This window comes from Pseudomonas cucumis (genome assembly GCF_030687935.1).
In the GTDB taxonomy this organism is placed as follows: domain Bacteria; phylum Pseudomonadota; class Gammaproteobacteria; order Pseudomonadales; family Pseudomonadaceae; genus Aquipseudomonas; species Aquipseudomonas cucumis.
Map to the genome: position 1 here is coordinate 4,800,056 of NZ_CP117454.1, position 25,406 is coordinate 4,825,461.

Genomic DNA, 25,406 nt, shown 5'->3' on the forward strand with positions numbered 1-25,406 from the left:
ATTATCTCCTACCAAATCGAAAAAGCGGATCGTGACCACAGACTTCTGTCGTGGGTAAATCAACCCCCGCACGCTTGGTGCAAAGTACCCAGTCAAATAGCTTACGGAAGCCTTCTGCAGCGTCGACCTCGCCGCAAGGCGATACGCTGACTATGAACTCCGGGACGCTAGATGAGTGCGAGGCGACCGCTTTTCTGATCTGCGCCTCCATGGCTGCAGCCACATCTACGTCCCCCTTCGTCCAGACGAGTGCCAAGCGCCGTCCGCGGGCCTTGGCTACTGCACGTTGAGCAAGTAGCTGAAAGTCGTTCCGAGCGGTTCCCATTTTGGGCCCAGCAAGAGCTTGACGGTCAGCAATCAGGAGTGTGACGTCTGCGTGCCGTGCAATCCAGCGGGCTCCTTCCGCGTCGGCTGCCTGCTCGTTGATCGCCCATTTCTGAAACCACTCTCCAGGTGCATCGGCAAAAAGAAAGTCGCGTAGCGACCCGTCTTCACGGCGAAAGCCAAGGTGAAGCATTCCGGGTGCTCGAGCCGCTCCGCTGGGGGTGTGGGGCGGAAAGCTTGGGGGCTGCCCCGGCTTCCAGCGCAGATACGTCGCCACCGCTTCCCAACCTGCCAGCGTGTAAGAGTTGCTGAATAAATTGGCATCAGTAGTCAGTGCACCTTGACCCAGCAGCAGATAGAACGCACCGAGAAGTGTCGTCTTACCTGCGCTTTCTGGGCCGACGATACCGACAGTGATGGGCTTGACCTTACCGCTGACGAAGTTGAGGTCAGACTCTCCCATCGCCAAGCCGCTCCATGGGAGTAGCAACTGGTCACAGTCAGCCGAAGCGGCTACTTCGCCTTTGCTAACACGCTTCCACTCGGGGCACACATCGAGCCGGATGTGACCCAGCGTGCAGGTGGTGTTGTCGTCAGCGAAACAGTTGGGATGGGGGCATCTGTCCATGGGCGCCTTAATTCTTCTTGACCCGCTTGGTTGGGCTTCCGCTTATGGCGCGTGCGCTCTGAAGCTCACGGAATAGGTATGTTCCCCATTCGGACGGGGTCATCTTGCTAGAAGCATCCACACCACAGAGATCACGCAGAGTTGTCGCTTCGATTGCACCTGAATCCCTTGGATGCCCAATCAACGACAGCAGCGTACCTCGGCCAGTTGGTTCAGGTGCATATTGAGCGGCCAGCGTGCGGAAAGGCTGCATGAATGCGGTTGTCCTAGCGTCGTACACTAGGCTAGCGACGTCACGCTCGCCGTTGTACTGGCCCTCTTCTTTTTCAATCGGAAGACAGCGAATTGCCTCCCGCAGAAAAGCCGACACGCTCGCCGGTGAATAGGTTGGTACTTGTTGGTGTAAGTCGAGCGCCATCAAAGCAGAGGCCTCGAAAGGCGGCAGGTCAAGGTAGCTAGCGTGAGCGCTAGGGGAATACAGCGCTTCCTTCCACCAAAGCAGGTTGGTACGGCGCTGCAGACCTGCCGTCGCGCCGCTGAAGCTGGATAACGCCTTGTCAACGTGAGCGGTGACCGCCTTCGCCAGCGTAGATAGCGGGCCCGATAGGTCGACGGGGGCGGGCGCAAGCCCCTCGGCCATTTCATTCAACACTTCTGCGATGGCGACGCTCATCTTGTTTGCAAATTCTGGCGCCCAGTGCTGAGACTGGCTCGACTGATACGGATTTGGGTTGTTAGTCCCCCAAGGTCCTGCGGCCGAAAAGATGTTCTCTCGGAGTGCGCTCTGATCGACAGTGGGTGCCTCATAGTCCGTAGACACTGGGGCTGGTGGCGTGTACTGCAAGGGATCGACCGTAATCATCTCCGGCGTTGCCCACTCAATCTCGGCGCGCGCATCGACCTTCGTCTCAATTTCGCCAATAGCATCGCGCCAAATCTCAGCTTCGTCGGACGTTTCGGCGTGGGACAGTGCATTGCGCGCCGTATTGACGAAGGCAACGGCAATCGCATCATCCGATCGAGCCGCCTGCACAATCGCGTCCAGAAGGATGGCACGCAAGATGCCAACGGGGCGCGCGGAAAAGGCGTAAGCAACAGTCTCCCATTGCTTACGGAGGAAGGCCATTGCCTCCTCTATGGTTGGATCCGTAGCTGCAACGTTGGGGTCGGTCGCCACCATCGTGAAGCTGGTTGTCTTTGAGGGCGACTTTCGAAGAGTGGCTGACAGGTCTTTGGCCGTAGATCGAAGCTTCTCGAGTTTGGTGTCATCGCCTTTGAGGTCGATAGCTCCAATCTCAAGAAACCTCAACAAAAATTCTTGTTCCATTCCCTGGTCTCCGGACCTTATTGTGATGTCGCAAAATGATACTTGAACCCCCGGTTAAATACGGGGGACTGCGCAACTCCCTGAATTTCGTCCTCTCTATACTTTTGGTCCCATCTCCGTTAGGCGTCTGTAATCAGATCAGGCCTGCACCAATTCCCAGCTTGCACCTACTGTCGCGGAGAGGAAGGGAAGCGGCGTCGAGCCACCCGCAAAATACAAGGCACACTGGGCCTTTGCCAAGCATCTAACCTATATCCTATATGGTGGAACTAATCGATTCTGAGATCGCATCCCTTTGACCGCCAATGATAGCACTCCAATGATGGCGATGTGACCCCAACGGTGCACCCAATGCACAGCGACCAGCCCATAGTCGTCACCCAAGTTCGACCATTTGTTGGTGATTCTTGGCCGGTAGCTGCCATCGTCGAACGTCCTCTTTGGGTTGTGGATTCAACCGGTCGATGCAACAGACTGGCTAAATCTTTCAGCGGGCGGTTCGTAGTTTAATGTTTTCCGAGGGAGGCTATTCAGCTGCCTTAGCACTTCATTGAGCGTGGCTTGTGAGCGCTCTGTAGTGGTCTAATAAAACCGGACACACATTCAGGTGAGAATGTTCACCAACCCGAGCTATCAGATGATGAAACAACGTCGTTCCTTTTTCTGCTGAATTCAAACGCGAGGCAACCGCCCTCGTGCTTAAGCAAAACTACAGCTTCATCGAAGCCGGCCGTTCACTCGGCGTCGGTGGGCCGGCACTACCTCACTGGGGCGACCAAGCTCAGCGGGAGTGCAAAGGCGTTACCCCACAGAACAATGCGCTGACGTCGAAACAGCAGAAAATTCAGGAACTGGAAGCCAGAATCGCTCGCCATGTGTAAGAGAAATCCATGCTAAAAAGGCTTGGCGGGCAACTTCACGCATTGACTGGGCATAGACCATCCCTGACGCGAACCGTGTGGCGACTATTATGGCTATCTGCTATGCCTTTTGATGTCCATAACAAAAGGAATGCGCCCCATGCAGATACGGACCTTCACACCTCGCCCCCTTCTTTCAGCTTTGACCTGTGCTCTCGCCATCGGCGTGCTCCCCGACACCAGTCATGCCGGTTTACTAGGCTTTGATGTAACTGCCGGTATCGACAAAGGTACATTGGAGTTTTTGAGACAGTTCCCCACCGATGTGCGTGCGAATTTCGTCTTGGCAGTAAGACAAAGTCTTGATCGGACTGATCTCAGTGTGAACAACTTTTTCGACCATACCGACAAGCTTCTGATCAATGCACAGGATGCGCTGAATTGCGCAAGCATCGATCTCTCTTCAATTCCAAAAGATGCACTCGACCGTCTGATCGGCAAAGACGGCAATCCCGCAGAAACCCTGAACGATGAACTAGAGTCTACCCGTGAGGGTGCCAAGTGGGACACCACGCCAAGCCATTTTCGGATCAGGTACGCCGATTTGGACTTCAAAGCCAGCGTGGCGCGATGCAAGTCAAGCAGTGGTGATTTGGTTCGTTCGGAAATCGTCAAAGTCAGGGGCCAGGCTACGGCTGCCTACATATTGTGGGCGCGTCTCGACGGGCAATGCACTAGTTCTGGCAACTGTTACGAGTTAGTTTCCAATAGCCTAAAAGAAACCTTGGCCTCCTCGCTCAAGCAGGACAAGGACAAAATTGCCGCTGACCAGCGGTTTGCGCGTGTCACTTCTCCGCCAAAGCCGGGCGGGTGGTTCAACAAGTACAAGTGGGAACCATACCAAACCACGCTGGTTGACTTGTTGCGTATTAACGACGAGCTGGCGCTAGTGACGAACGACCGTGTAACCAAGGGCAAGGCCGCATTCGACACCTTCACAGCGTCAATGAATGATATCAATGCGAAGCTGGCCGATGCCGGTCGGAAAGTCCGCTCGAACAGACCCATCGATAAAGTCAGAGGCTGCAATATTGGTTACAACCTCGTAACTCAGATCAATGGTGTGGAATCTCAATTAGCTAAGGTCAAGGGCTATGAAGTGCTGACAACTGAGCAGATGGTTCAGCAGAAGAAAGGTCTCGCTGACGCGAAAACGACGGCGCAGGGGTACGCAAAAACCAAAGGTGGCTTCATCAGGAACAATAATTCAACTTGCGAATTTTTTTATCCCCCAAGACCCTTCCCAGGTGGTCGAATAGGAGTGTTCTAACCGATTCGAGCATCATGCCTCGATGCCAAGTGAGGAATGCGAAAGAAAAAATCAGCAACCATCATCTACGCACTGCAACTTGGATGGTCGCTCAGAGGCTGAAACGACAAGCCCGCATAGGATGCGGGTAGAGAGCAGAGGACGCGGCGCTGCATTGCCCTTTCTCTTGCTCCCTGAAGATCATGTGTATCGGTATCCTCCGAGGCCCGCTCCCAGGTTCGCGATATCGAGCACATCACGAATCCGCCTCCCCGGGACAGTGGAAAAGTTCGGCAGCATGACCTGAACTTTGTCGGGCGCGTTGACCGAGTACCCAGGCGTCGTCCCGACCCACGGCCACAAAAGATCGTCACGACGGTGCCCGACAGGGGGTAGTTGCCCGTTGAATGGGGAAACCTCCGTCGGTGGCGGATAGTGCGAGGTCAACTTGCTGCCTGGTTGCCCCGCGAGCCGATTGGCCTGCCAGCGCGACCAGACCCGATCGATAAACGAATGGTGGAGCCAGAAGAGCGGATCGTTCGGCGAAAGGACCGGATTGGCCATGTATCCGCCGACAATGTTGTGGCCGGCATTGTGCGTGCGCACTCCCGCCTCGAGCCGATTCCAGAAGGCCCAGTAGGTGTTTACGCCCGGCAAGGGGCTGTTCAAGTTTTCAACGGAAGTGATGGCTGCAGGCGTCGGTGGCCAGGTGTCTACTGAGCTTCCGCGTCGTAGAATCGGAGCCCCGCCGACCTGAAGCTCGGGCCTAATTCGCCATTGGAATCCGGCGGGCCACCACGCAGGTGGGACCTCGGGGCCAGCCGATGCAAAAAGGCCGCCGACATCCTGTAGCGTCATACTCGAAAAGAAGATGGGGTGAATACGGTCGCTGGAAAACAAAACTGATGGCTCCGGCGTCATCGGCCAGGGCCAGTACGGAATCGTCACGCCGGGAACGACCGATTGAAGGGCCAACTCAAAGCGTCGAACGTACTCACGGTGCCACGGCAGGAACCCGATATTCTGATGCCCCATGTTCATGAAGGACGGTGAGCCAGGCGACTTCACCCCCATGATGCATCCGTGGACGGCGACCCACTGGTCATATAGGCTAAAGGTCTGACCGGGAACGAGTTGGCTTTTCAGGAGTACGCACGCCTTCAAGAAGCTCTCAAACTCGCCGGCGGGCATCGTGGCGGCATTCTTTCGCACGTCTAGGGCCATCGCCAAATCCTCCTAGTGATGGTTGTGAGGGGGAGCGTGGTCGTGCTCCCCGGAGTTTGGAACGGGCTCGAAAATGGACGCATCATGTTCGGCGTGCCCAGTTGCAGCTTCCGGCACGATGACCGCCCAGTAAGATTTCTTCAGGCATCCGAACGCTTCGTCGATTACGTCCCGCATCGTCTTGCCCTTCTTTTTGGGGCGAATCACGACCAGGGATTGGTACATCGACATCGGCCCAGTGGAAAACGTCAGACACGTGCCGATCCGGCTAGCCTCTACTTCGATGGGAATGACTGTCGTCCCGTTGTGCCCGCAGTACGATGTACATGTCAATGCTGCGGCCAAACGGGTCCAGGCGTGAAAGGTCGCACCATCAGTCATGTCGAGTGAGGTCAACAGGCGGCCCGAGCCGTAAAGCATTGTCGGGCCGTTCACGAGGAGATGAATCTCTTCCCGGTTGACTCGCGCGTCCAGTAGTCGAGAGGTTCCCTTGCCGAGAAGGTACACGACCCGGCTCAATGGCGATTTGGCGGCCCGAGCCACTTTGGTAGACTTGGTGGATGCCGCCTGATTGGTATTGTTTTGTTCTGTCATATGGCCTCCTTACAGTTTTTAAGCCAAACGTTCAGGTTAAGGGATCCTGGAACTCGGTACCTGTGAGCGAAGCAAGCGGCTTGAACCGTTTGATAGGCGGCACTACGGCAACTTATAATTATGAGAAATTCTTGTCGTATGTATGGCTCCGTAAGTTATTGCACCTCTGCAATGACCTCTGTAATGGTAGCCAAGAAATCCTTTGCGCCCCATTTATTAAGCAGCTCATATTCAAGCGGCAACTATTCGGCTATTTTAGCTGCATAAAACTCTCCGGATTTTTTACGCCAGCGATACGAGTTGAACCTTGGGGCATAGGCATGAAAGAGAATAATTTCTGTATATTTTGTATATTTTTCGCGCCCTGACAACCAATACGTTTACAACGTTAGTATCGGCATGCGCCTGGCTGACCTCGACGTCAAGAGCGACCAGTAAGTGCCCGTTTGCACGCGCACCGTTCGTGTGAAAACCGTCGGAGGTGAAGCCCAGAATACTCTGGCTCCTGCCAGAGCACGTAAGTCCTGATTTTGTGAATACTTTCATCCACTTTAAAAGTTCAAACTCTAGACCTTTCCGGATCATATCGGACTTCCCGCCACCAACTGATTATTAGGCGACACCCCTACAGCACAACATTCCTTTGATTTTTTCAACACTCTGACTTCCATGATGTCCGCCGAAGAAAACGAGAAGTTATCCGGATAAAATGCGACATCAGGCCTCCGTCCCAGCAGAGTGAACCTTTTGCGCGTTCTAATGAACTTAGTAGCGATACCGGCTTCCTGCTTGCCCTTATAGAAACGATTTCGCGATATTGATCTGTATGTGTAATTTCCAATGGATCTTTTGCTCTTGCCGTCTATAGCTCCGAGGACAAGCGCAGCGCCACTTTGGCACTCTGGGCTGGCCATCCTGCATGTACCATCTCCAACTCAAAAGAGAGTGCCGCCTAACGACAATACGGTGAAGTATGACCCCGAAAAAGTAGAGCAATCAGGGACATCATACATTTTGTGCGAAGCAGCCCGACTGGAGGACCTATGGCAAACAAGTGGAACTCATGCATTCGATCTTGAAGGTGAAATATCCCTGCTACGCTAATAAGCGATAAATGGCATTTTACCGCTACAACAACGTAGCTGTGTGGTGCTCGGTTGGGAGGAAAGGATGCAAAATCTTCCATTAGAGTGGCATCGAGCTCCGGGCGTTTCCGAGTCGATTCCTGAAGTGGCATTAAGCGCGCTGTTCCAAAGCGTCCAGGTAAACTTATTGATATCAGAGGGATTGTCCTTGTTAGAGACTCCCAAAAGCCTTCAAGATTTCGCTCAGCTCGAAAACAAATTCCGACCGACTTTGGCGACGAATGGGGTAGGTCACCTTCTGTTTGTTCGCTCTCATTGGGGAGGAAATGAGACTGTTTTGGGCGAGGTCTTCGGACAACTTCATGGAATGGCAACGGTATACATCGGCAATACGGGGTTCAACGGACCGAGGGACTCACTCCTTGCGGTGTGCGCACATGAAATCGGTCATCTCTGTAATTTGACGCACGGATTGGCCGAGGGTTCGAAATTCGACTCAGTGATGAAACAGGCAAACGGACGTGATGACGATATAGCAGTTGCGTGGAGTCTAGCGGATGCAGAAGCGAGGAAAAATGGCATAGCGCAAGGAGTGATTCGCCCCACCGACATAGACTGCTTACCATTCAACTATGGATGCAGGCGCCAATTAGGTAGGCCTATCGAAAAGTGGGGACCATGGACTGGGCTTTTCCACGGGACTGGGGAGCTTGAACAAGAGGATGCGCTTTCCCCTTACGTCCGCATGACAGTGCACTCCCATCGACGAAGTTGTTCAATAGGCGACGACATCGCATTTGAGGTAGAGCTATGGAACCAGAGCTCCCACACGATAAAGGTCCCTCTAAATCTCCATGCTGACTTTGGACATCTTGAGGTCGTCGTCAACTCTGAAGCAAATGGAGCCCGAGCCTACACTCCGAGGTCCCTTGCCTGTAGCGACAGTTTCATTTCTATCGCACCAGGCGATCGTGCCGTGTTCCCAGTTGCACTACTCGACGACCAGTATGGAGACCTGATTCCTGTTCCTGGGGCCTATAACGTTACGGTGCGTTTAGAACTTGGAAAATCTCAGTTAATGGGCCAAAAAATTGCGCTTCAAGGCACATTCGAGCTCATTGCAAGGCCTTCTACCACCTTCCCCACTATCGATGCCGCACTCCAACACTGGAAGTCGGCACCGAATCAGGACCTAGGAGGGATGTACCAACGCTTTCTGCATGGAGTACCACGCAACTCTACACTGCTCGGCATCGCAGAAAGCCCCACAGCCCCACGTGCAGTCCGTCATGCAGCGATTCTCCGGCGCGCCTCACGTCTTTCTGATGACACGCTTCGTGAGTATGTAAATACAGTCGACGCGATGTACTCGTCCAAAGAAGACGAAACGCTTCGGTTGAAACTAAGAAGTGCTGTTATCAAAAGGGAGGCTAGACGATGAGACACCTCCAATACACCGTCTTTGCGACACTCTTGATGGGACTTCCCGCTTGCACTTCGACGCTAGTGGGATCGCGACTGCCGTCGGAACCCTCGGGTACGCTCGAAGGTATACCAATTAACATGACCAAGCCGCAGTTTGGCGTCAGCTTTACTCCTGGCGAGACTGAAGATGACGAAAGTACAGCAACAATCACCATCACCTATGTCGCTGACCTAGATCACCGGTATTTGTTGAACATTAGCCCTTCTTGGGCAACCTCGTCAGGCCTGGACATCGACCTTGGATCCGATGGTCAACTTATATCGATCAACTCCAGCAATACCTCAAACGTAACCGCTGTAGTGCAAACAGTGGCCAAGCTGGCGAGTGCCGCTGCGATGGTCGGCGCGCTCGACCTGAACAATGAACCGTACAGTTCCCTTGCCGACAGGGTAGAAAAGCAGAACCAGATCGCCGTGACGAGCTCCCCACCGAACTCCTGCCTTAGAGGGGCTGAGTATCGAAGCAAGTTTGTCGGACTGACGGACCTTGAGGAAAGACAGAAGGGAGTCCGGTCAGCCCTTGTTAATCGTCTTCGCTTGGCCAATGACCTGCCTGAAACTGCGGGTCTTCTGCACTATATGAACGACGAGGAGTTCAGGTTGCTCAAAGCCGTGCGTTGCAGTCTAGAGGAGGAATGGTTCGATGAGCGTGCGGCGCGTATGACTAAAACGGATGATGAGCTCGACAAACTCACACCTGGTAACAAGGATGGGACGAGGATCATCGATCTCGTGAGAAGCGCAACCGATCCAAAGATGCCTCTAAACTCTCGTATCGCTTCGCTTTCTCGACTAAGGCAACTGGAGAAGATATCTGCTTGGAAGAGTGAGATATCGCCAGTCCTTGTGGCCACTAGCAATTTTGCTAGTTACGAACCCTCGTCCGTACTGAAATTGACCAAGGCTCTTGTAGATATGTCTCCCGAGGAGTGGCGCCAACGGCGCCTACTCACCATCCAGCGCGAAGTCCAAGCACGTGAGTGGGAGGTTGCCCAACTTGGCTGCGGCGTCCCAAGCGTGGTAACTAAGTCCTTAGGCAAGAGCGCCACCGAATGCAGACGAGCTCTTGGCGCTCTTTCTGTTGCCCGGGAAGACTTCGCAGCGAACCTCGGGCGACTGACAGACTATCGCCTGGCATCCAAATTCGGCTCGCAATTGGCATCCAAAGCTACGAGCTCAAACGAGATCGACCCGAAGGCATATGAAAGATTGAGGGTTGCGAGGAATGCCGCTTTGACGGATGTCGATTCTGCCAAATCTGCGCTACTGAACGGGCCACCTCACCCCCAACCCATTCAGGTCAACAAGGATGTGGTGAAGATGCTGAATGCCACTGGACAGACTGAGGCGGATGGTTCATGGGTGCTCGATAAGGTTGTCACTGAACTTCCTGAGGACGGTACCGACATACCTGAAATAGTGATAGTCATCGACAAGGGGAAATGAACATGAGAACAGCCTGCTACGCCATTCAGGCAGCATCTGCCATATGTATCGGCTCCCTTGTCGGTTGCTCTGCTGTCAATAAGGTATATGACATCACCAATGTCCAGGCCGGCCAGACCATATCAGGAGTTCCGTTCCGCCTAGCAGATAAGTATAGGGTACGAGTGTTTCGTCTTCAGAAGGACGGCACCTATAAGGAAGTGTATAGCGAAAGCCGCTCTATGCCAGACCAAGAGCGTATATATGCTGCTAACTTTGATGCAAAGATGCTCTCTGACCATGGGTTCAAAGTTGAGTTAAACGCCGATAACACGCTCAAGACCACGTCCTTGAAGACGGCACAGAAAGCGACGGAGTCCATCAGTGCCTTGGCCGATGAGGTGATCACCAACCGCACAGCACGCGAAGAACGGCACGCGGTTGATCGAACAGGGGCAACGACACAGCGAAGCTTGGAGGCATCGGCGATTGAACTGAAAGGGAAGGCGGACATTGCAGAAGCGCAGCTCAAGGCAGCCTTAGCCGATCCGAGCACGACTGCTGTTGACCGAGTTTCTGCGCGGGCCACGCTCGAGCTAGCGCGCAAGAAGGCAATCGATGCTGCTGTAGAGGCAGGTCTTCCAGCCCCCTTTGCTGGTTCCTGAAACATCCAGACCATTAACTAGTACACGGGCGTGTACCTTGATGACAGAAACTTGTCTCCGCCATGGTTTACGCTACGCAGCGGTTGTCGCGGACGCGAAAACCGCGCCTCTTCTACTGCCGATGCCCAACTCGATGGCTGGGCTTGGGCAATGAACGCTTTCCGATGCAGCCCGCAGGGCTGTTCGGCTTTTCTCTCAGAAGTTCACGAAAAAACTCAAAAGCAAGGAAGTCGAGATGGGAAAAGTTTTCAAGTAGTTTGTTTGGCATGTCAACTCCCTGTCGCTCTCGTGGACGTGAAACCCGCGCCCTAGTACTACTACCGAAACCCCGATTCAACGGGGCGGTGGTGCAGCGGTTTTCTTTCATTTCTGAGCTTTCGAACCAGGGGCACCCAGTAAAAGGCAGCGATATCCCCGCAGTTTTTCTCTCAACTTAACCAGGATATATGACGGCAGAACTTTTATACCGCTGGAGCAAAGCTTCAAGGAATGTCGTAACAGCTGAGTCGTCTTGAAGAAACGCTATCACACGTTCTTTTTCGGTCTCATCTAGATCCTCCAGATCCCCGTCTAGGCTGCCGGCCCAATCCGAAAGAACGTTCTGCCATTTCACATCTTCATCTTCCGATATTCCAAAGTGTTCCTTAAGCCACGCATAGGCCTCAAACTCCCCGCCGAACCCCTCTGGTCCCCAGACGCGATCCATTTCAGCAAGCACTGATTCGATTAGTTCCGATCTGATCATAGCTTTCATATGGTTGCATTTCCTTCATCCAGGCATCACAGCGGGGCACCATCTTTTGTAAGCGTGATGAACACTGGCGTGGTTGAGTTGTTCTTGATATCCCAGACCCAGAAATGGTTATCAGTTGATCCCATAATCTGCGAGTCGTCTACGACGCGCCGTAGGGCATCAGCATCAGCGGCCACGACCTCAAAATCGTATCGCGGCAGGTGAGTCTTTATATCGTAGGGTCCTGCTTGGCGCCGAAATTTACCGCCGGGTGCGATTTCAATTCTCGCGTTAGTACTCATACAGCATTACCAACACTGCGTAGCTAATCTTCATCATCATTTTCCTTTGTTTGTGGAGCGTGTGGTTGCAAGATTAGCCCGTCAGTTTTTGGCATGACGAAAACCTCGATAACCCATTGGCCAATCAACACCACCAGGGCAGCGAAGAGATTCATGCTAAGCCAGATACCAATTGTGGTAACGCGAACCATCGAGTCCAACTCTTGCGAAGAATGGCAATCATCTGACTCGGAATATTTGCACTCGCTAGAAGCTGCATAGTCCGCTTGTGGTCGCTTGAGCGGCTGAGAGTCTGTCTGGTGAAAACGGCAACTGCGTCCATCCGAGCGTCCTCCCTCTTTCCTAAGCACCCAAGTCTTGGCGTGAAAACAGTAGCGACTCCCAAGAACTGTAGCCAGGACCAACACACTCACGCGGCTCGCCCCAATTTACGCCATTGGGTAACCGACCTTCCGATGTCGTTGTCGGTTTGTTTTCGTAGAAAATCCAATACCCTACTGGATCTAGTCCGCACCAATTAGCCCAGAAGGGCCAAGTCTGAATTGCCGGGGCGATCGTTTTCCTCGGAGCCGTTTTCATCGACTTATCCCTCTAACTCAGTGATCAATGTTCGGCCAAGCCTCGGCAAACGGTCGAACTGGTAGGCCACGCGCCGCGTCCAAGCAGCCGAGCCAAGCGCTGAACCCGATAGACCAACATACCAGCGTGACTCCAGGGCAAACCCAACTCGCGCCGCTTGCGTCCGCACTGGTAGGGCACATCGATACTTATCGAGTAGTGCCCCACTGCCTCGGTTCGCAAACAGCCAGCATAGCGCCCAACGTATGTCATCAGTTTTTTTCATTCAAAAATCTTGCAGTTCAAATACCCTACCAGCTTGAAGCATCAGCTCTCGAACCTGCTCATCTGTCGCAGGCTCGTCAGGCCCAATCCTCCAATCGCCGGGCCCGTGGTAAACGACCCACGTATCTCCTACCACCCAAGTAATCGGCCACTTTCCATCCCCTGTAAGCAAACGCATCATGGCCTCCATCAGAAGTGGCATGAGCGGATCATCAGAACTGGGCGGATCAGAAAGCATCGGTATGTCCGTTGTCAGCTCGTCTCGTTGATAGAGGTTCCATCAGCTTCGTCAAGCCGCTCTAAGGTATTTGCAGGGTGGTTGACACCTTGATCGTTCGTCCAGGAAAGCCTGGCAATGTGAAGATAAAAGGTCCAGTCATCTTCTCACCTTGTTCGCCTATGATCGATCGAACTGAGGTGGCCTGGAGGTCCGGTAGCGAGGTTGTGACATCTACTCGGGCGATTCCGCTTGGCACCGGACTATTGCCGTTGCTGCTGAAGCGTTCGGATACGAATTTTCCGTTCGATATAACCGTTTGGCTTTGGCCCATGTAAACCCCTGGAATGATCAGGGTGATCATCACATCCACCCCGTCGGGGAGATTTGTTGTTCCTTCTATAACGGGATAGACCCCACCTCGCGCTTTCAAATCCATGGTCACTTCAAGCGCCCACGATGATTCTGATACGAGCGCAAAGATAAGGACTGCGACCAGTCGTGCTGTTGAGAAGGTCTTGTTCATGACTGTGACCATGCGGTTATTTCCCTTAACTGATTATGTCCCTGATGATCCGGGCAATGCCGAGCCCTGAATAGCCTTCCGTGTAGCCGTGAGCAACGTCAATCTCATGCCGATCCAGTGCTTTCTCTATCCATCGTTTTACACCTTTTGAACCGCTCGACTGACCTACCCCATAAACGAGGAAAGCCGCGAAACAGGCCAATACGAAATACGCAGCGTCAGCATCCAACATTCGAATTTCTAACCCTTTTTATGGGCGCGGAAATCGCGCCTCTCCCACGGCCACGGCCACGGCCACGGCCACGGCCCCGCACGGTGGCGAGGTCTGGGGTGTACTGGGCGGCTTTTTCTATGTCATTTGTTTCAGGACACAAGCTTGATCTAGTGCAGGGCAGGCAAGCCAGATTCGCTATCAAAGATCTCTTCGGGTTCCTCGCTTATGAGCTGCTTAGCCACCCTGTGGGATCGCTCGTTATCGACGCCGATGATGGCCTCCAAGTAGAAGCCTGGCTCAGAAAGCTCGGTCGCCAACAGGCATCCAAACTCCTCCAAACTACTGGAGAGTACGGCTTTAGCTAGCCCCTGGCCCCCGGAAAGGCAACGCAACGGCATAGCCCACACCGAAGCAGCGTTTACCTTCATTGGGCTCGGCCTCGATGTAGGTAGCCATCGCTTTGACCTGGCGACCTACAATCATTGCGTAAGTAAGGCGGATAGTGTCCGGAGTCGGCTTATCACGGAGAAAGTACAGCTCGCGCCGCACCCTGCACCGCTTGGGCTTGATGGTTCCGCTAAGCAGCGCTTTTTGAAAGCTGGTCAGCCCTAACTGGGGATCAGTGATCGCTGGCATGCGCTTATTTCCATATTCATGCTGACAAGCGGATAGGGTTACCGACATCACTATGCCAGCGCAACCGCGAAAGCGCGGCGGATAACCTCTATATCAACAGTTAGATACGGCTTACTGTGGTCGAGAAAAGTATGACCGAGGATGGTTTGTACAGTCTCCACATCGCCAGTTCTCAGCTAGGAGGCGGCCAGTAACTGAGAATGGTCGCGTTTTGCCAATTCCTTTGCATTTACCATCAGAGGATCATCCGAAGAGAGAGGGCCAACCGGCACTTGGGGTACACGCCCCCCATACATAAGTGGGCGTCATGGCCTAACCTCCGTTTCAGACGAACGCTCAATTGAGGGGTTGCCATGGGATTGCTATGAGGCAGATTGGCAGCCGATCACCCGTTCTGTAGGTAAAAAATCCCGAAAAAAGTTAAATTAGGTAAGTGACTGATTTATGGAAGATAAAACACATGTAACTGTTAACAAGGCTCCGGAACGCACGAGTGAACAGATCGAGCCCGGCACACAGACCCACGCCGCCCAGCAGCGCCAGCGCGCCAGCCAGTTGGCCCAAGCGGTAAGGACGGAACTGCAAAAAGCCGTGATCGGCCAGAACATCGTGATCGACGATGTGCTCACCGCCCTGATCGCCGGCGGCCATGTACTGCTCGAAGGCGTGCCGGGTTTAGGCAAGACATTGTTGGTACGCGCCCTCGCTCGCTGCTTCGGCGGTGAATACGCGCGCATCCAGTTCACCCCAGACCTGATGCCCAGCGACGTCACCGGGCACGCCGTGTACGACTTGCAAACCGAGCAATTCAAACTGCGCAAAGGGCCGTTGTTCACCAACCTGCTGCTGGCCGACGAGATCAACCGCGCCCCGGCGAAAACCCAGGCGGCGCTGCTCGAAGCCATGCAGGAACGCCAGGTCACCCTCGAAGGCCGTGCCCTGCCCATCGCGCAACCGTTCATGGTGCTCGCCACGCAAAACCCCATCGAACAGGAAGGCACTTACCCGTTGCCGGAAGCCGAGCTCGACCGCTTCATGCTCAAGGTGCGCATGGACTACCCCGATGCCGAGCAGGAATTGAACATGGTGCGCCAGGTCAGCCGCTCGACCCGGGCCGACATGCTCGACGTGCAACCATTGCGCACCGTGTTGCAAGCCAAGGACGTGCTGGCCTTGCAGCGCATTGCCAGTGATCTGCCAATGGACGATCAGGTACTCGATTACGCCGTGCGCCTGGCCCGCACCACCCGGACCTGGCCGGGGTTGACCCTCGGCGCCGGGCCTCGCGCGTCAATCGCGCTGGTACGTTGCGCCCGGGCCCGGGCCTTGCTGCGCGGCGGCGAGTTCGTGATTCCCGACGACATCAAAGGCTGCGCGCTGGCCGTTCTGCGCCACCGTGTGCGCATCGCCCCGGAGCTGGACATCGAAGGGCTGGAAGTCGATCAGGTGCTCAAGCAACTGCTCGACCAAGTGCCGGCGCCTCGGCTGTGAACACCGTCATGCGGATCACCCCTGTGGCGAGGGAGCTTGCTCCCACTGGGCTGCGAAGCGGCCCCGACATTTCTGACAGGACGAAGAGCTTGCCAGCGCTGCGCACTGGAGCGGGAGCAAGCTCCCTCGCCACAAAAGGTATGCGCCGATGAAACCCACGCGCCTGCTGCTGATCTGGCTAGCAATGCTGCTGGCCATCGGCATCGTGCTCGGCGCATTACGGGCACTGGACATCCCGATTCCATCGAGCCTTTTATCGATCAACTGGGGATTGCTGCTTGCACTGCCGGCGCTGGCGATACTCGACGCCATCCGCCTCAAACGCCTGCCCTCGCCCCACGTACAACGGCAAATGCCCGGCAGCCTGGCGCTCGGTCGATGGGGCGAAGTGCGACTGGAGATCACGCATGATTTTGCCCAGCCATTGAACATTCAAATCTTCGACCATGTACCGAACGGCCTGGACCTCGAGCACCTGCCCTTGTCGGTCGAACTTCAACCCGGTCAGCACAGCCAGATCGGCTATCGTTTGCGCCCCCTGAAACGCGGCCACTTCACCTTCGAACGCTGCGAACTCAGCCTGCCAAGTCCAATGGGCCTGTGGTCCGACAAACGCCTGTTGAACGTGATCGACAACACCCGCGTCTACCCCGATTTCGCTCGCCTCTACAGTGGGCAACTGTTGGCGGTGGATAACTGGCTCAGCCAACTCGGTGTACGCCAACGGCAGCGTCGCGGGTTGGGTCTGGAGTTTCATCAGCTACGCGAGTTCAGAGAAGGCGACAGCCTGCGTCAGATCGACTGGAAAGCCACAGCCAGGCAACGCACACCCATCGCCCGTGAATACCAGGACGAGCGCGACCAACAGATTATCTTCATGCTCGATTGCGGCCGACGCATGCGTAGCCAAGACGATGAGTTGTCGCACTTCGACCATGCGCTCAATGCCTGCCTGTTGCTCAGCTACGTCGCGCTACGCCAAGGCGATGCGGTGGGACTGAGCACCTTCGCCAGCCATCAGCCGCGCTACCTCGCTCCGGTCAAAGGCACTGGTCAACTCAACGTGTTGCTCAACAGCGTTTACGATCTCGACAGCACACAATACCCCGCCGACTATCTGGCCGCCGCCAACCAGTTATTGGCGAGACAAAAACGCCGGGCACTGGTGGTGCTGGTGACCAACCTGAGGGATGAAGATGACGAAGAACTGCTTGCCGCCGTCCAACGGCTGAGCCGTCAGCATCGGGTGTTGGTGGGCAGCCTGCGCGAAGAGGTGCTCGACAGTCTGCGGCACGCACCGATACAAACATTGCCCGAGGCGCTGGCCTATTGCGGAACAGTGGATTATATGAATGTACGGGCAGAGCTCCATGAGCGGTTGAGTGCTCATGGAATTCCGGTGCTGGATGCTCGGCCCTCAGAACTGGGAGCCGAGATGGTGACGCGGTATTTGGGATGGAAAAAAGCTGGAACGATGTAATGGCCAATCGCATATAAAATAATCATGTCAGGACTCCATATGAATATGATGTGCGAACACGTACGACTAGCTCTCATCCCAGAGTAATTACGAGAAGCAGCCCCACCCAAGAATCTGATAGCTCTATCACAGGAATCAATCATGGACGAGACAAAACTATTCGCTTCAATGCTAACGCAGATCAATGAGAACCAACTGGCATTGCGTGCCGCTGTAGAGGAACTATCGAATTGGGTGGCGCAGCAAGGGGCTGCCGAAATAGCGGATAACGTCCGGTGTGCCTTACAAACGCTAGATGCAAACCAAGACTTTATCTCTTTGGCACTTATTTCTATCTCCACCGATTTTCAAGAATCACAGACTCCAAAAAGGCCTGATTCTAATGGCTAGCTAACCTTCAATATTTGTAGTTTCTCCTAGGTATTACCCGATGTTCCTGATCGTGCAATAACGAGGGGCAATAAGCTCTGCTGTGTAAAAACTGACGTTCATGGCCAGTATTTGCTTGCTGTACTCTCCCTCAGGCTTCTCAAATAACCGCGCAAATGACTACAGAATGAAGCGCCTCTGCCTACAAATATCAGCGACCCAGTCTGATTGTGGGTGGTGTCCGTCCCGACATAAGGTTCTCCTGTCGCCGCCGCCCTTCGTTATTTCCGAATCGGTGGCAGCCCCAACAAGGAGTTAACCGTGATAACGCCCCGCCCCAACCTACTCAAAACCACCTCCCGTTCGCCCTACAGCACCCTCGACTCGAGAAAACTCCACGAAGCTGCCGACAGGGCCCTAGATCACTATCTCAAACGGGAAAACACTAAACCGTGCTTTGCCGAAGAACGCACCACCGAGGAACGATCCATGAAGATGTTCACCGTCGTACCTGATGCAAATCCCGAAGCCCTCATCATCCAGACCTATGAAACCTTTTCCTCGGTGAGCATTTTGCTGCTCGACCTGGCAGAAAGCCTGGACGACAAACAGCGGCATCTGGCGATGGCGATTTATCAGATGAGTGAGATGGGGTTGATGCTGGCGGAGCGGTCGCTGGATATCGAGCGGGCGATTAAGCCTGCTTAGGGTTTAGCCACTAAATTTTTCTTGTCTGAACGGACGCTTTCGCGAGCAAGCCCGCTCCCACAGGGGATGTGTGTCGATCACAAAACCGTGCTTGGGCACAGATCAAGTGTGGGAGCGGGCTTGCTCGCGAAGGCGATTGCCCGGATCACGCAGAGGCAGGCAACGACTGAAAACTGAAGTACTGCTTCAGTGCCTCGACCAATTGCTCATACTCCGGCGGTGCCCGTTGCAGGCTGAACCCGGCGTCATAGTGGTGAGGGGTTGCGTCCTCGTGGCACCACAGGCAGCAGGCATTGAGGTCGATCACCTGCTGACAATGTCCATCCATAGGGATTTTCAGGCGCAGATTAAAGTCGGCGCCCACCATGATCGGCAACTGGCTGATCAACATCAGCCCGTCCTCGGATAGATTGCCCAAAAAGCCAATGGGCTTGTCGGTGACGCTGTTGAACACTTTGAGAAAATACGGCAGTTGATGCCGCTCGATCCGGCGGTCAGTGAACATGCTGATTTCGCTACGCAAGGCCCTTAAGCAGGGCCGCACTAATGCTTCGGAACGGGGCCTGCTCTATTGCTTGATAGGCATACGCCGCGCTCTCCCCCGATCCTGGTGCGACAGTCCATCCAACCGCTGTCGCTTACTGCTGCCGATCAAAGGTGTTACCTCGAATTAGAAACAAGGCTCTAAACCGATCTATTCGACTATAGCTCACCGCCGCCGGTCAGCCAGCCTTTGAATATCCTTCAATCAGAACCGGGTTGGGCGCACGACCGCCGCGCTGCGGGTCGGGTAATGCCCCAGGCTCTGCAAGGTTTCCAGACGGGCACGGGCGCGGTAGGCGTATTCGCTTTGCGGGTAGGACGCGATGATGAACTGGTAAGTCTGGGCCGCATCAATGAACATCTTCTGCCGTTCCAGGCACTGGCCGCGCATCATCGATACTTCCGGCCACACATAAGGCCGCGCTTGGCTTGCGCGTTCGACCTTGGACAGTTCGAGCATCACCTGCTCGCAATTGCCGCGTTCATAGGCGCTGTAGGCATTATTCAGATGATGGTTCATCGACCAACGGGTGCAGCCCGTGACGCTGAGGACGCTGAGGGCAAGGGCGGCAATGGGCACGAATCGCATGGGGGATCTCCTGTCTTGCGCTCTGTATCGACCCGTTGTCGGAAATCTTCAGGATGTTGCTGCAAAGTTGTCGGGGTTCAATAAAGAAAGCATTAAGTAGTGCATACGAACAATGACTACACCCAAAGACCATAGTAGCCTCTGCTGGCGCTTGAACTCAGGAGTCTTTGCATGTCCGTCCGTCGTACCAAAATCGTCGCTACCCTTGGCCCGGCCAGTAACTCGCCGGAAGTTCTCGAACAGCTGATTCTGGCTGGCCTGGACGTCGCCCGTCTGAACTTCTCCCACGGCACCCCCGACGAGCACAAGGCTCGCGCGAAACTGGTGCGTGACCTCGCTGCCAAGCACGGCCGCTTCGTCGCCCTGCTGGGTGACCTGCAAGGCCCGAAAATTCGTATCGCCAAATTCGCCAACAAAAAGATCGAGCTGAAGATCGGTGACCAGTTCACCTTCTCCACCAGCCATCCGTTGACCGAAGGCAACCAGCAAGTGGTCGGTATCGACTACCCGGACCTGGTGAAAGACTGCGGCGTGGGCGACGAGCTGCTGCTCGACGACGGCCGCGTGGTCATGCGCGTCGATACCGCCACCGCCACCGAGCTGCACTGCACCGTGACCATCGGCGGCCCGCTGTCGGACCACAAAGGCATCAACCGTCGCGGTGGCGGCCTGACCGCACCGGCCCTGACTGAAAAAGACAAGGCCGACATCAAGCTCGCTGCGGAAATGGAAGTCGACTACCTCGCGGTGTCCTTCCCGCGTGACGCCGCCGACATGGAATACGCCCGTCAACTGCGCGACGAAGCCGGCGGTACTGCCTGGCTGGTGGCGAAGATCGAACGCGCTGAAGCCGTGGCCGACGACGAAACCCTCGACGGCCTGATCAAAGCCTCCGACGCGGTGATGGTTGCCCGTGGTGACTTGGGTGTGGAAATCGGCGACGCCGAGCTGGTGGGCATTCAGAAGAAAATCATTCTGCACGCACGCCGCCACAACAAGGCCGTGATCGTCGCGACCCAGATGATGGAGTCGATGATCCAGAACCCGATGCCGACCCGCGCCGAAGTGTCCGACGTAGCCAACGCCGTGCTCGACTACACCGACGCCGTGATGCTCTCGGCCGAAAGTGCCGCCGGCTTGTACCCGCTGGAAGCCGTACAGGCCATGGCGCGCATCTGCATCGGCGCTGAAAAGCACCCGACCAGCAAGACCTCCAGCCATCGCATCGGCAAGGTCTTCGAAAGCTGCGACCAGAGCATCGCGCTGGCGGCCATGTACACCGCCAACCACTTCCCGGGCGTGAAGGCGATCATCGCTTTGACCGAAAGTGGCTACACGCCATTGATCATGTCGCGCATCCGTTCCTCGGTGCCGATCTACGCGTTCTCCCCGCACCGCGAAACCCAGGCCCGCGCGGCCATGTTCCGTGGTGTCTACACCGTACCGTTCGACCCGGCGTCCTTGCCGCCTGAGCAAGTCAGCCAGGCCGCGATCGACGAGTTGCTCAAACGCGGCGTTGTGGAGAAAGGCGACTGGGTCATCCTGACCAAGGGCGACAGCTACCACACCACCGGCGGCACCAACGGGATGAAAATCCTGCACGTTGGCGACCCGATGGTCTGAGTGATCCCTCGCTGAAAAACAAAAGCCCCGCCATGTGAATGGCGGGGCTTTTTAGTGATCGCTCCCACGCTCTGCGTGGTGAGTCTCGCGTCGTTAAACGATCAGCGCTCAACCACGGGGTAGAAAGACATCCGCCAGCAGTTGATTGCGCGGCAAACCGGCCAGGTACAAGCGCCGGGCAAAGGCGTCGACGCTGTCGGGCGCCCCGCAGACTAAGGCCAGGGTTTGTCGCGAAACAAGGCGCAGTTGCGCCAAAGCCGCGGGCAACTCGGCCGCGGTCCACAGCTCGACCGTCAGGTTTTCCCGGCCGTCGGCCATGGCTTGCAGGGGTTTGGCCAGATAATGCTCACCCGTATCATGGGCCAGATGAATGACACGGATGGCGCCCTGGTGATCCTGACGCAATGCTTCGCGCAAAATACCGAACAACGGCCCCAGACCGGTGCCTGCCGCCAATAACCATAGCGGTCGGGTGTGCCAGTCCGGATCGTAATGCAACGCCCCGCCGCGCAACTCGCCGAGGCGGATCGGATCGCCGATTTTCAAGCAACGCGCCGCATCACTGAATTGCCCCGGTTGGCGGCAATCGAGGTGGAACTCCAGAAAGCGGTCTTCTTCCGGCAGACTGGCCAAAGAATACGGCCGCGCCACCTGGCCCGCCCACAACACCAGATGCTGCCCCGCCTGATAGCGCAACGGCCGCTCACTGGTCAGGCGTAAACGCAACACGCTGGGGCTCAGCCAATCGCTGGCGGCCACCTGAGCAGCAAGCCCATCACGCAGCGGGTCAAAGGTTTCGACTTGCAGATCGTCGACCACCTGGCACTGACAGGCCAGCCGCCAACCCTGCTGGCGCTGCTCATGGTTCAAGGCATCGGGACGACTGTCGCTGGGCAAGCCCTCGACACATTTGACCAGGCAGGCATGGCAACTGCCGGCGCGACAGCTATAGGGCACCGATACGCCGTTCTGATTCAAGGCATCGAGCAGGTTGCTCCCCGCCGCCACTGTCCATTGGCGTTCGCCGACCCGTAACTCAGGCATCGACATTCTCCCAGGCCGCCGCGCAACGGTTACGGCCGTCACGCTTGGCGCGATACAGCGCCTGATCGGCGCGATGCAAGGCATCATCCAGATCGTCGCCAAGCGCCAACAACGTCATACCCGCCGACAAGCTGAGGTGGGCGATCTCCAGACCGACCAATTCGACATCCATGAACGCAATGCGCAACCGTTCGCAGCAAGCAGTCAGACGCTCGGGATCGCAATCGGGCAACAGCACCACGAACTCTTCACCGCCATAGCGGGCCAGAATATCGCCATCGCGCAGGCAGGCAGTGGCCACCCCGGCGAACGCTTGCAACACCTGATCGCCGGCGGCATGGCCGTGAACATCGTTGATGCGCTTGAAGTGATCGAGGTCGATCAACGCCAGGCCATGCACCACGTCGGCTTCCATGGCGTTCAACTCGCGGGAGGCCAGGCGCAGGAAATGCCGGCGGTTAAACAGCCCGGTGAGTTCGTCGGTCGCCACCAGACCTTCGAGCTGGCGCATCATTCCGCGCAGGGTGTCTTGATGCGCCTGCAAGGCGAACCGCCGCTGACGCATACGCTGGCGCGACATCTGCACGTAACGGGCGTAAAGCACCAGCCACGCGAGCACCACAAACAGCACGCACACCTGCAACAGCGCCAGCGTCGGGTCGGGCAGCTGAAAGTGGTAGCCCTCCCACAAGGTGATGGCGCTGAAACTGAAAAACACCAGCAACGCGCAGCGCACAAAGGCCGTGCGCGAAAGATGAAACAACCCGAACAACAGAATCAGCGGGTAAAACACCAGAAACGCACCGCGCGCCTCGTCCAGATGAGCGATCAGCCAGGTTTGCCAACCCAGCCCCAGCAGTATTTGCACTTCGGTCAGGCTCGGGTCGGAAAAGCGCAGATTGCGGCCGCTGGAGAACACCGCGAACAACGCCGCCTGACTGAGCACCACCAACGCGCTGCCGATCGCCATGCCGGTGACGGACTCTTGGTAGTGACCGGTGAAAAACGCCAGCCACAGCAGCAGCAAAGCCAGGGCGTAGGTGCCAGCTGCGAGGGCAAAGCGTTTGAGCAAAAGCCGCTGGATGGCGTTGGTCAATCGTTGATTCACCGTGGGAAAGGGGGCTGATCGAGTGTCCTACTCTACAGGCCGGATGCCACTTTAGTGGCGTGTCTGATAAATGACCATTCAATTTTTGGGGCAGAAAACTGGCGTCAAAGCCATGACCCGCTTCCATAGGAGCCGAGCCTTGCTGCATTCCTTGTAGCCGCTGGCGAAGCCTGGCTTGCGAGGCTGCTACAGGTCCGCATCGTGCGATAACTGGCGATCAGAACCTCCCGACCTATGCGACCAACGTTTGATTGTCAACGGATGTGCCCGCCATCGAGGCGCGGTATACTGCCGCGCCTTTTTAGCGTCGCGCCAGCATGCCCGGCGTGCCTTGAAAGGTGCTTGCAACCGACCGATGTACCCAAGCTGCAAGCACCTTATTGAATGTTCCCGTCTTTTAGAGGAGCGCGACTCATGACCGTGATCAAGCAAGACGACCTGATTCAGAGCGTTGCCGACGCCCTGCAATTCATTTCCTACTACCACCCCGTGGATTTCATCCAGGCGATGCACGAGGCCTACCTGCGTGAAGAATCGCCGGCAGCCCGCGATTCCATGGCGCAGATCCTGATCAACTCGCGCATGTGCGCCACCGGCCACCGCCCGATCTGCCAGGACACCGGTATCGTCACCGTGTTCGTGCGCGTGGGCATGGACGTGCGTTGGGATGGCGCCACCATGGGCCTGGACGACATGATCAACGAAGGCGTGCGCCGGGCTTACAACCTGCCGGAAAACGTCCTGCGTGCCTCGATCCTCGCCGACCCGGCGGGCGCTCGTAAAAACACCAAGGACAACACCCCGGCCGTTATCCACTACTCCATCGTTCCGGGTAACACCGTGGAAGTGGACGTGGCGGCCAAGGGCGGCGGTTCCGAGAACAAGTCGAAAATGGCCATGCTCAACCCGTCCGACTCGATCGTCGACTGGGTTTTGAAAACCGTTCCGGAAATGGGCGCCGGCTGGTGCCCACCGGGCATGCTCGGCATCGGCATCGGCGGCACCGCCGAGAAAGCCGCCGTCATGGCCAAGGAAGTGTTGATGGAGTCCATCGACATTCACGAGCTGAAAGCACGCGGCCCGCAGAATCGTATCGAAGAGATGCGTCTGGAGCTGTTCGAGAAGGTCAACCAACTGGGCATCGGCGCCCAGGGCCTGGGTGGCCTGACCACCGTGCTCGACGTGAAGATCATGGATTACCCGACCCACGCCGCGTCCCTGCCGGTGTGCATGATCCCCAACTGCGCCGCCACCCGTCACGCGCACTTCGTGCTCGACGGTTCCGGCCCGGCCTCGCTGGAAGCGCCACCGCTGGACGCCTACCCGGAAATCGTCTGGGAAGCCGGTCCATCGGCCCGTCGTGTCAACCTCGATACCCTGACGCCTGAAGAAGTGCAGAGCTGGAAGCCGGGCGAAACCGTTCTGCTCAACGGCAAGATGCTCACCGGTCGCGACGCCGCGCACAAGCGCATGGTCGAGATGCTGAACAAGGGTGAAACCCTGCCAGTAGATCTGAAAGGTCGCTTCATCTACTACGTCGGCCCGGTCGATCCGGTGCGTGAAGAAGTAGTCGGCCCGGCTGGTCCGACCACCGCGACGCGGATGGACAAGTTCACCCGTCAGATCCTCGAGCAAACCGGCCTGTTGGGCATGATCGGCAAATCCGAGCGCGGCCCTACCGCGATCGAAGCGATCAAGGACCACAAAGCCGTTTACCTGATGGCGGTCGGCGGCGCGGCTTACCTGGTGGCACAAGCCATCAAGAAATCCCGCGTGGTAGCTTTCCCCGAACTGGGCATGGAAGCGATCTACGAGTTCGACGTCAAAGACATGCCTGTGACCGTTGCGGTCGATAGCAAGGGCGAGTCGGTACACATCACCGGTCCTGCGATCTGGCAGCAAAAGATCAGTGAGAGCCTGGCGGTGGAAGTGCAGTAAACACCTCCCTCGCTGACGAAAAGGCCGGGCCGTCTCCCAGACGACCCGGCCTTTTTTTGGATGTCGATTTAGCCCTTCGATCTAAGTAGAGGTCACTAACGAATTGGCTGAACACG

Annotated in this window: 21 protein-coding genes and 1 pseudogene; 10 read left to right on the plus strand and 12 right to left on the minus strand. The window is 56.1% G+C overall.

The window, feature by feature from the left end:
* Position 1: 1 nt before the first annotated feature.
* On the minus strand, positions 2–787 hold the full coding sequence (locus PSH97_RS21770) for a TRAFAC clade GTPase domain-containing protein (protein WP_305446652.1): 786 nt from the start codon (positions 785–787) through the stop codon (positions 2–4).
* Between the two features lie 172 nt (positions 788–959).
* The gene (locus PSH97_RS21775; protein ID WP_305446653.1) at positions 960–2,279 is read right to left on the minus strand and encodes a GTPase-associated system all-helical protein GASH; all 1,320 of its coding nucleotides are present in this window, start codon (positions 2,277–2,279) and stop codon (positions 960–962) included.
* A gap of 637 nt (positions 2,280–2,916) precedes the next feature.
* Here PSH97_RS21775 and PSH97_RS21780 point away from each other — a divergent pair.
* Positions 2,917–3,151, plus strand: a pseudogene (locus PSH97_RS21780) (transposase); the annotation flags it as partial.
* 148 nt (positions 3,152–3,299) lie between these two features.
* Complete coding sequence (locus PSH97_RS21785) at positions 3,300–4,469, plus strand: hypothetical protein (RefSeq protein WP_305446654.1); 1,170 nt, start codon at positions 3,300–3,302, stop codon at positions 4,467–4,469.
* Positions 4,470–4,649: 180 nt separating this feature from the next.
* On the opposite strand, the gene PSH97_RS21790 is transcribed toward PSH97_RS21785, so the two are convergent.
* Together PSH97_RS21790 and PSH97_RS21795 are read right to left on the minus strand one after the other, a co-directional pair.
* The gene (locus PSH97_RS21790) at positions 4,650–5,672 is read right to left on the minus strand and encodes a tyrosinase family protein (protein ID WP_305446655.1); all 1,023 of its coding nucleotides are present in this window, start codon (positions 5,670–5,672) and stop codon (positions 4,650–4,652) included.
* 12 nt (positions 5,673–5,684) lie between these two features.
* Complete coding sequence (locus PSH97_RS21795; RefSeq protein WP_305446656.1) at positions 5,685–6,266, minus strand: hypothetical protein; 582 nt, start codon at positions 6,264–6,266, stop codon at positions 5,685–5,687.
* 2,648 nt (positions 6,267–8,914) lie between these two features.
* On the opposite strand from PSH97_RS21795, the gene PSH97_RS21800 reads away from it, so the two are divergent.
* Positions 8,915–10,282 (plus strand): hypothetical protein, encoded by a 1,368-nt coding sequence (locus tag PSH97_RS21800; RefSeq protein ID WP_305446658.1) that lies wholly within the window; start codon positions 8,915–8,917, stop codon positions 10,280–10,282.
* 2 nt (positions 10,283–10,284) lie between these two features.
* Complete coding sequence (locus tag PSH97_RS21805; RefSeq protein WP_305446659.1) at positions 10,285–10,926, plus strand: hypothetical protein; 642 nt, start codon at positions 10,285–10,287, stop codon at positions 10,924–10,926.
* A gap of 433 nt (positions 10,927–11,359) precedes the next feature.
* Here the strand turns inward: PSH97_RS21805 and PSH97_RS21810 are convergent, their stop codons facing one another.
* The 4 genes from PSH97_RS21810 to PSH97_RS21825 all read right to left on the minus strand — a co-directional run bounded on the left by PSH97_RS21810 (position 11,360) and on the right by PSH97_RS21825 (position 14,397).
* Positions 11,360–11,680: a VOC family protein gene (locus PSH97_RS21810; RefSeq protein ID WP_305446660.1), complete on the minus strand. Its 321-nt coding sequence runs from the start codon at positions 11,678–11,680 to the stop codon at positions 11,360–11,362.
* A gap of 304 nt (positions 11,681–11,984) precedes the next feature.
* Positions 11,985–12,152 (minus strand): hypothetical protein, encoded by a 168-nt coding sequence (locus tag PSH97_RS21815; protein WP_305446661.1) that lies wholly within the window; start codon positions 12,150–12,152, stop codon positions 11,985–11,987.
* Between the two features lie 951 nt (positions 12,153–13,103).
* Complete coding sequence (locus PSH97_RS21820) at positions 13,104–13,547, minus strand: hypothetical protein (protein ID WP_305446662.1); 444 nt, start codon at positions 13,545–13,547, stop codon at positions 13,104–13,106.
* A gap of 571 nt (positions 13,548–14,118) precedes the next feature.
* The gene (locus PSH97_RS21825) at positions 14,119–14,397 is read right to left on the minus strand and encodes a hypothetical protein (RefSeq protein ID WP_305446663.1); all 279 of its coding nucleotides are present in this window, start codon (positions 14,395–14,397) and stop codon (positions 14,119–14,121) included.
* 444 nt (positions 14,398–14,841) lie between these two features.
* Here PSH97_RS21825 and PSH97_RS21830 point away from each other — a divergent pair, with 444 nt between their 5' ends.
* From PSH97_RS21830 to PSH97_RS21845, 4 genes are all read left to right on the plus strand, one after another.
* Complete coding sequence (locus PSH97_RS21830) at positions 14,842–15,888, plus strand: AAA family ATPase (protein WP_305446664.1); 1,047 nt, start codon at positions 14,842–14,844, stop codon at positions 15,886–15,888.
* A 148-nt stretch (positions 15,889–16,036) separates the two neighbouring features.
* Complete coding sequence (locus PSH97_RS21835; RefSeq protein ID WP_305446665.1) at positions 16,037–17,368, plus strand: DUF58 domain-containing protein; 1,332 nt, start codon at positions 16,037–16,039, stop codon at positions 17,366–17,368.
* 141 nt (positions 17,369–17,509) lie between these two features.
* On the plus strand, positions 17,510–17,758 hold the full coding sequence (locus PSH97_RS21840; RefSeq protein ID WP_305446666.1) for a hypothetical protein: 249 nt from the start codon (positions 17,510–17,512) through the stop codon (positions 17,756–17,758).
* Positions 17,759–18,058: 300 nt separating this feature from the next.
* Entirely contained in the window at positions 18,059–18,445 is a 387-nt protein-coding gene (locus PSH97_RS21845) for a DUF6124 family protein (protein ID WP_305446667.1), read from the plus strand.
* Positions 18,446–18,590: 145 nt separating this feature from the next.
* Here the strand turns inward: PSH97_RS21845 and PSH97_RS21850 are convergent, their stop codons facing one another.
* Together PSH97_RS21850 and PSH97_RS21855 are read right to left on the minus strand one after the other, a co-directional pair.
* Complete coding sequence (locus PSH97_RS21850; protein WP_305446668.1) at positions 18,591–18,950, minus strand: PilZ domain-containing protein; 360 nt, start codon at positions 18,948–18,950, stop codon at positions 18,591–18,593.
* Positions 18,951–19,193: 243 nt separating this feature from the next.
* On the minus strand, positions 19,194–19,577 hold the full coding sequence (locus tag PSH97_RS21855; protein WP_305446669.1) for a tetratricopeptide repeat protein: 384 nt from the start codon (positions 19,575–19,577) through the stop codon (positions 19,194–19,196).
* A gap of 171 nt (positions 19,578–19,748) precedes the next feature.
* On the opposite strand from PSH97_RS21855, the gene pyk reads away from it, so the two are divergent.
* Positions 19,749–21,200 carry a pyruvate kinase gene (pyk, locus tag PSH97_RS21860; RefSeq protein WP_223490694.1) on the plus strand — a complete coding sequence of 484 codons (1,452 nt, stop codon included), beginning with the start codon at positions 19,749–19,751 and terminating at the stop codon, positions 21,198–21,200.
* Positions 21,201–21,308: 108 nt separating this feature from the next.
* Here the strand turns inward: pyk and PSH97_RS21865 are convergent, their stop codons facing one another.
* Both PSH97_RS21865 and PSH97_RS21870 read right to left on the minus strand, forming a co-directional pair.
* Complete coding sequence (locus tag PSH97_RS21865) at positions 21,309–22,244, minus strand: iron-sulfur-binding ferredoxin reductase (RefSeq protein ID WP_305446670.1); 936 nt, start codon at positions 22,242–22,244, stop codon at positions 21,309–21,311.
* Positions 22,237–23,352, minus strand: a complete 1,116-nt coding sequence (locus tag PSH97_RS21870; protein ID WP_305446671.1) for a GGDEF domain-containing protein — start codon at positions 23,350–23,352, stop codon at positions 22,237–22,239. Before PSH97_RS21870 ends, PSH97_RS21865 begins: the two co-directional genes overlap by 8 nt.
* A 414-nt stretch (positions 23,353–23,766) precedes the next feature.
* Between PSH97_RS21870 and PSH97_RS21875 the strand changes: the two genes are divergently transcribed.
* Entirely contained in the window at positions 23,767–25,290 is a 1,524-nt protein-coding gene (locus tag PSH97_RS21875; protein ID WP_305446672.1) for a fumarate hydratase, read from the plus strand.
* Positions 25,291–25,406 lie beyond the last annotated feature (116 nt).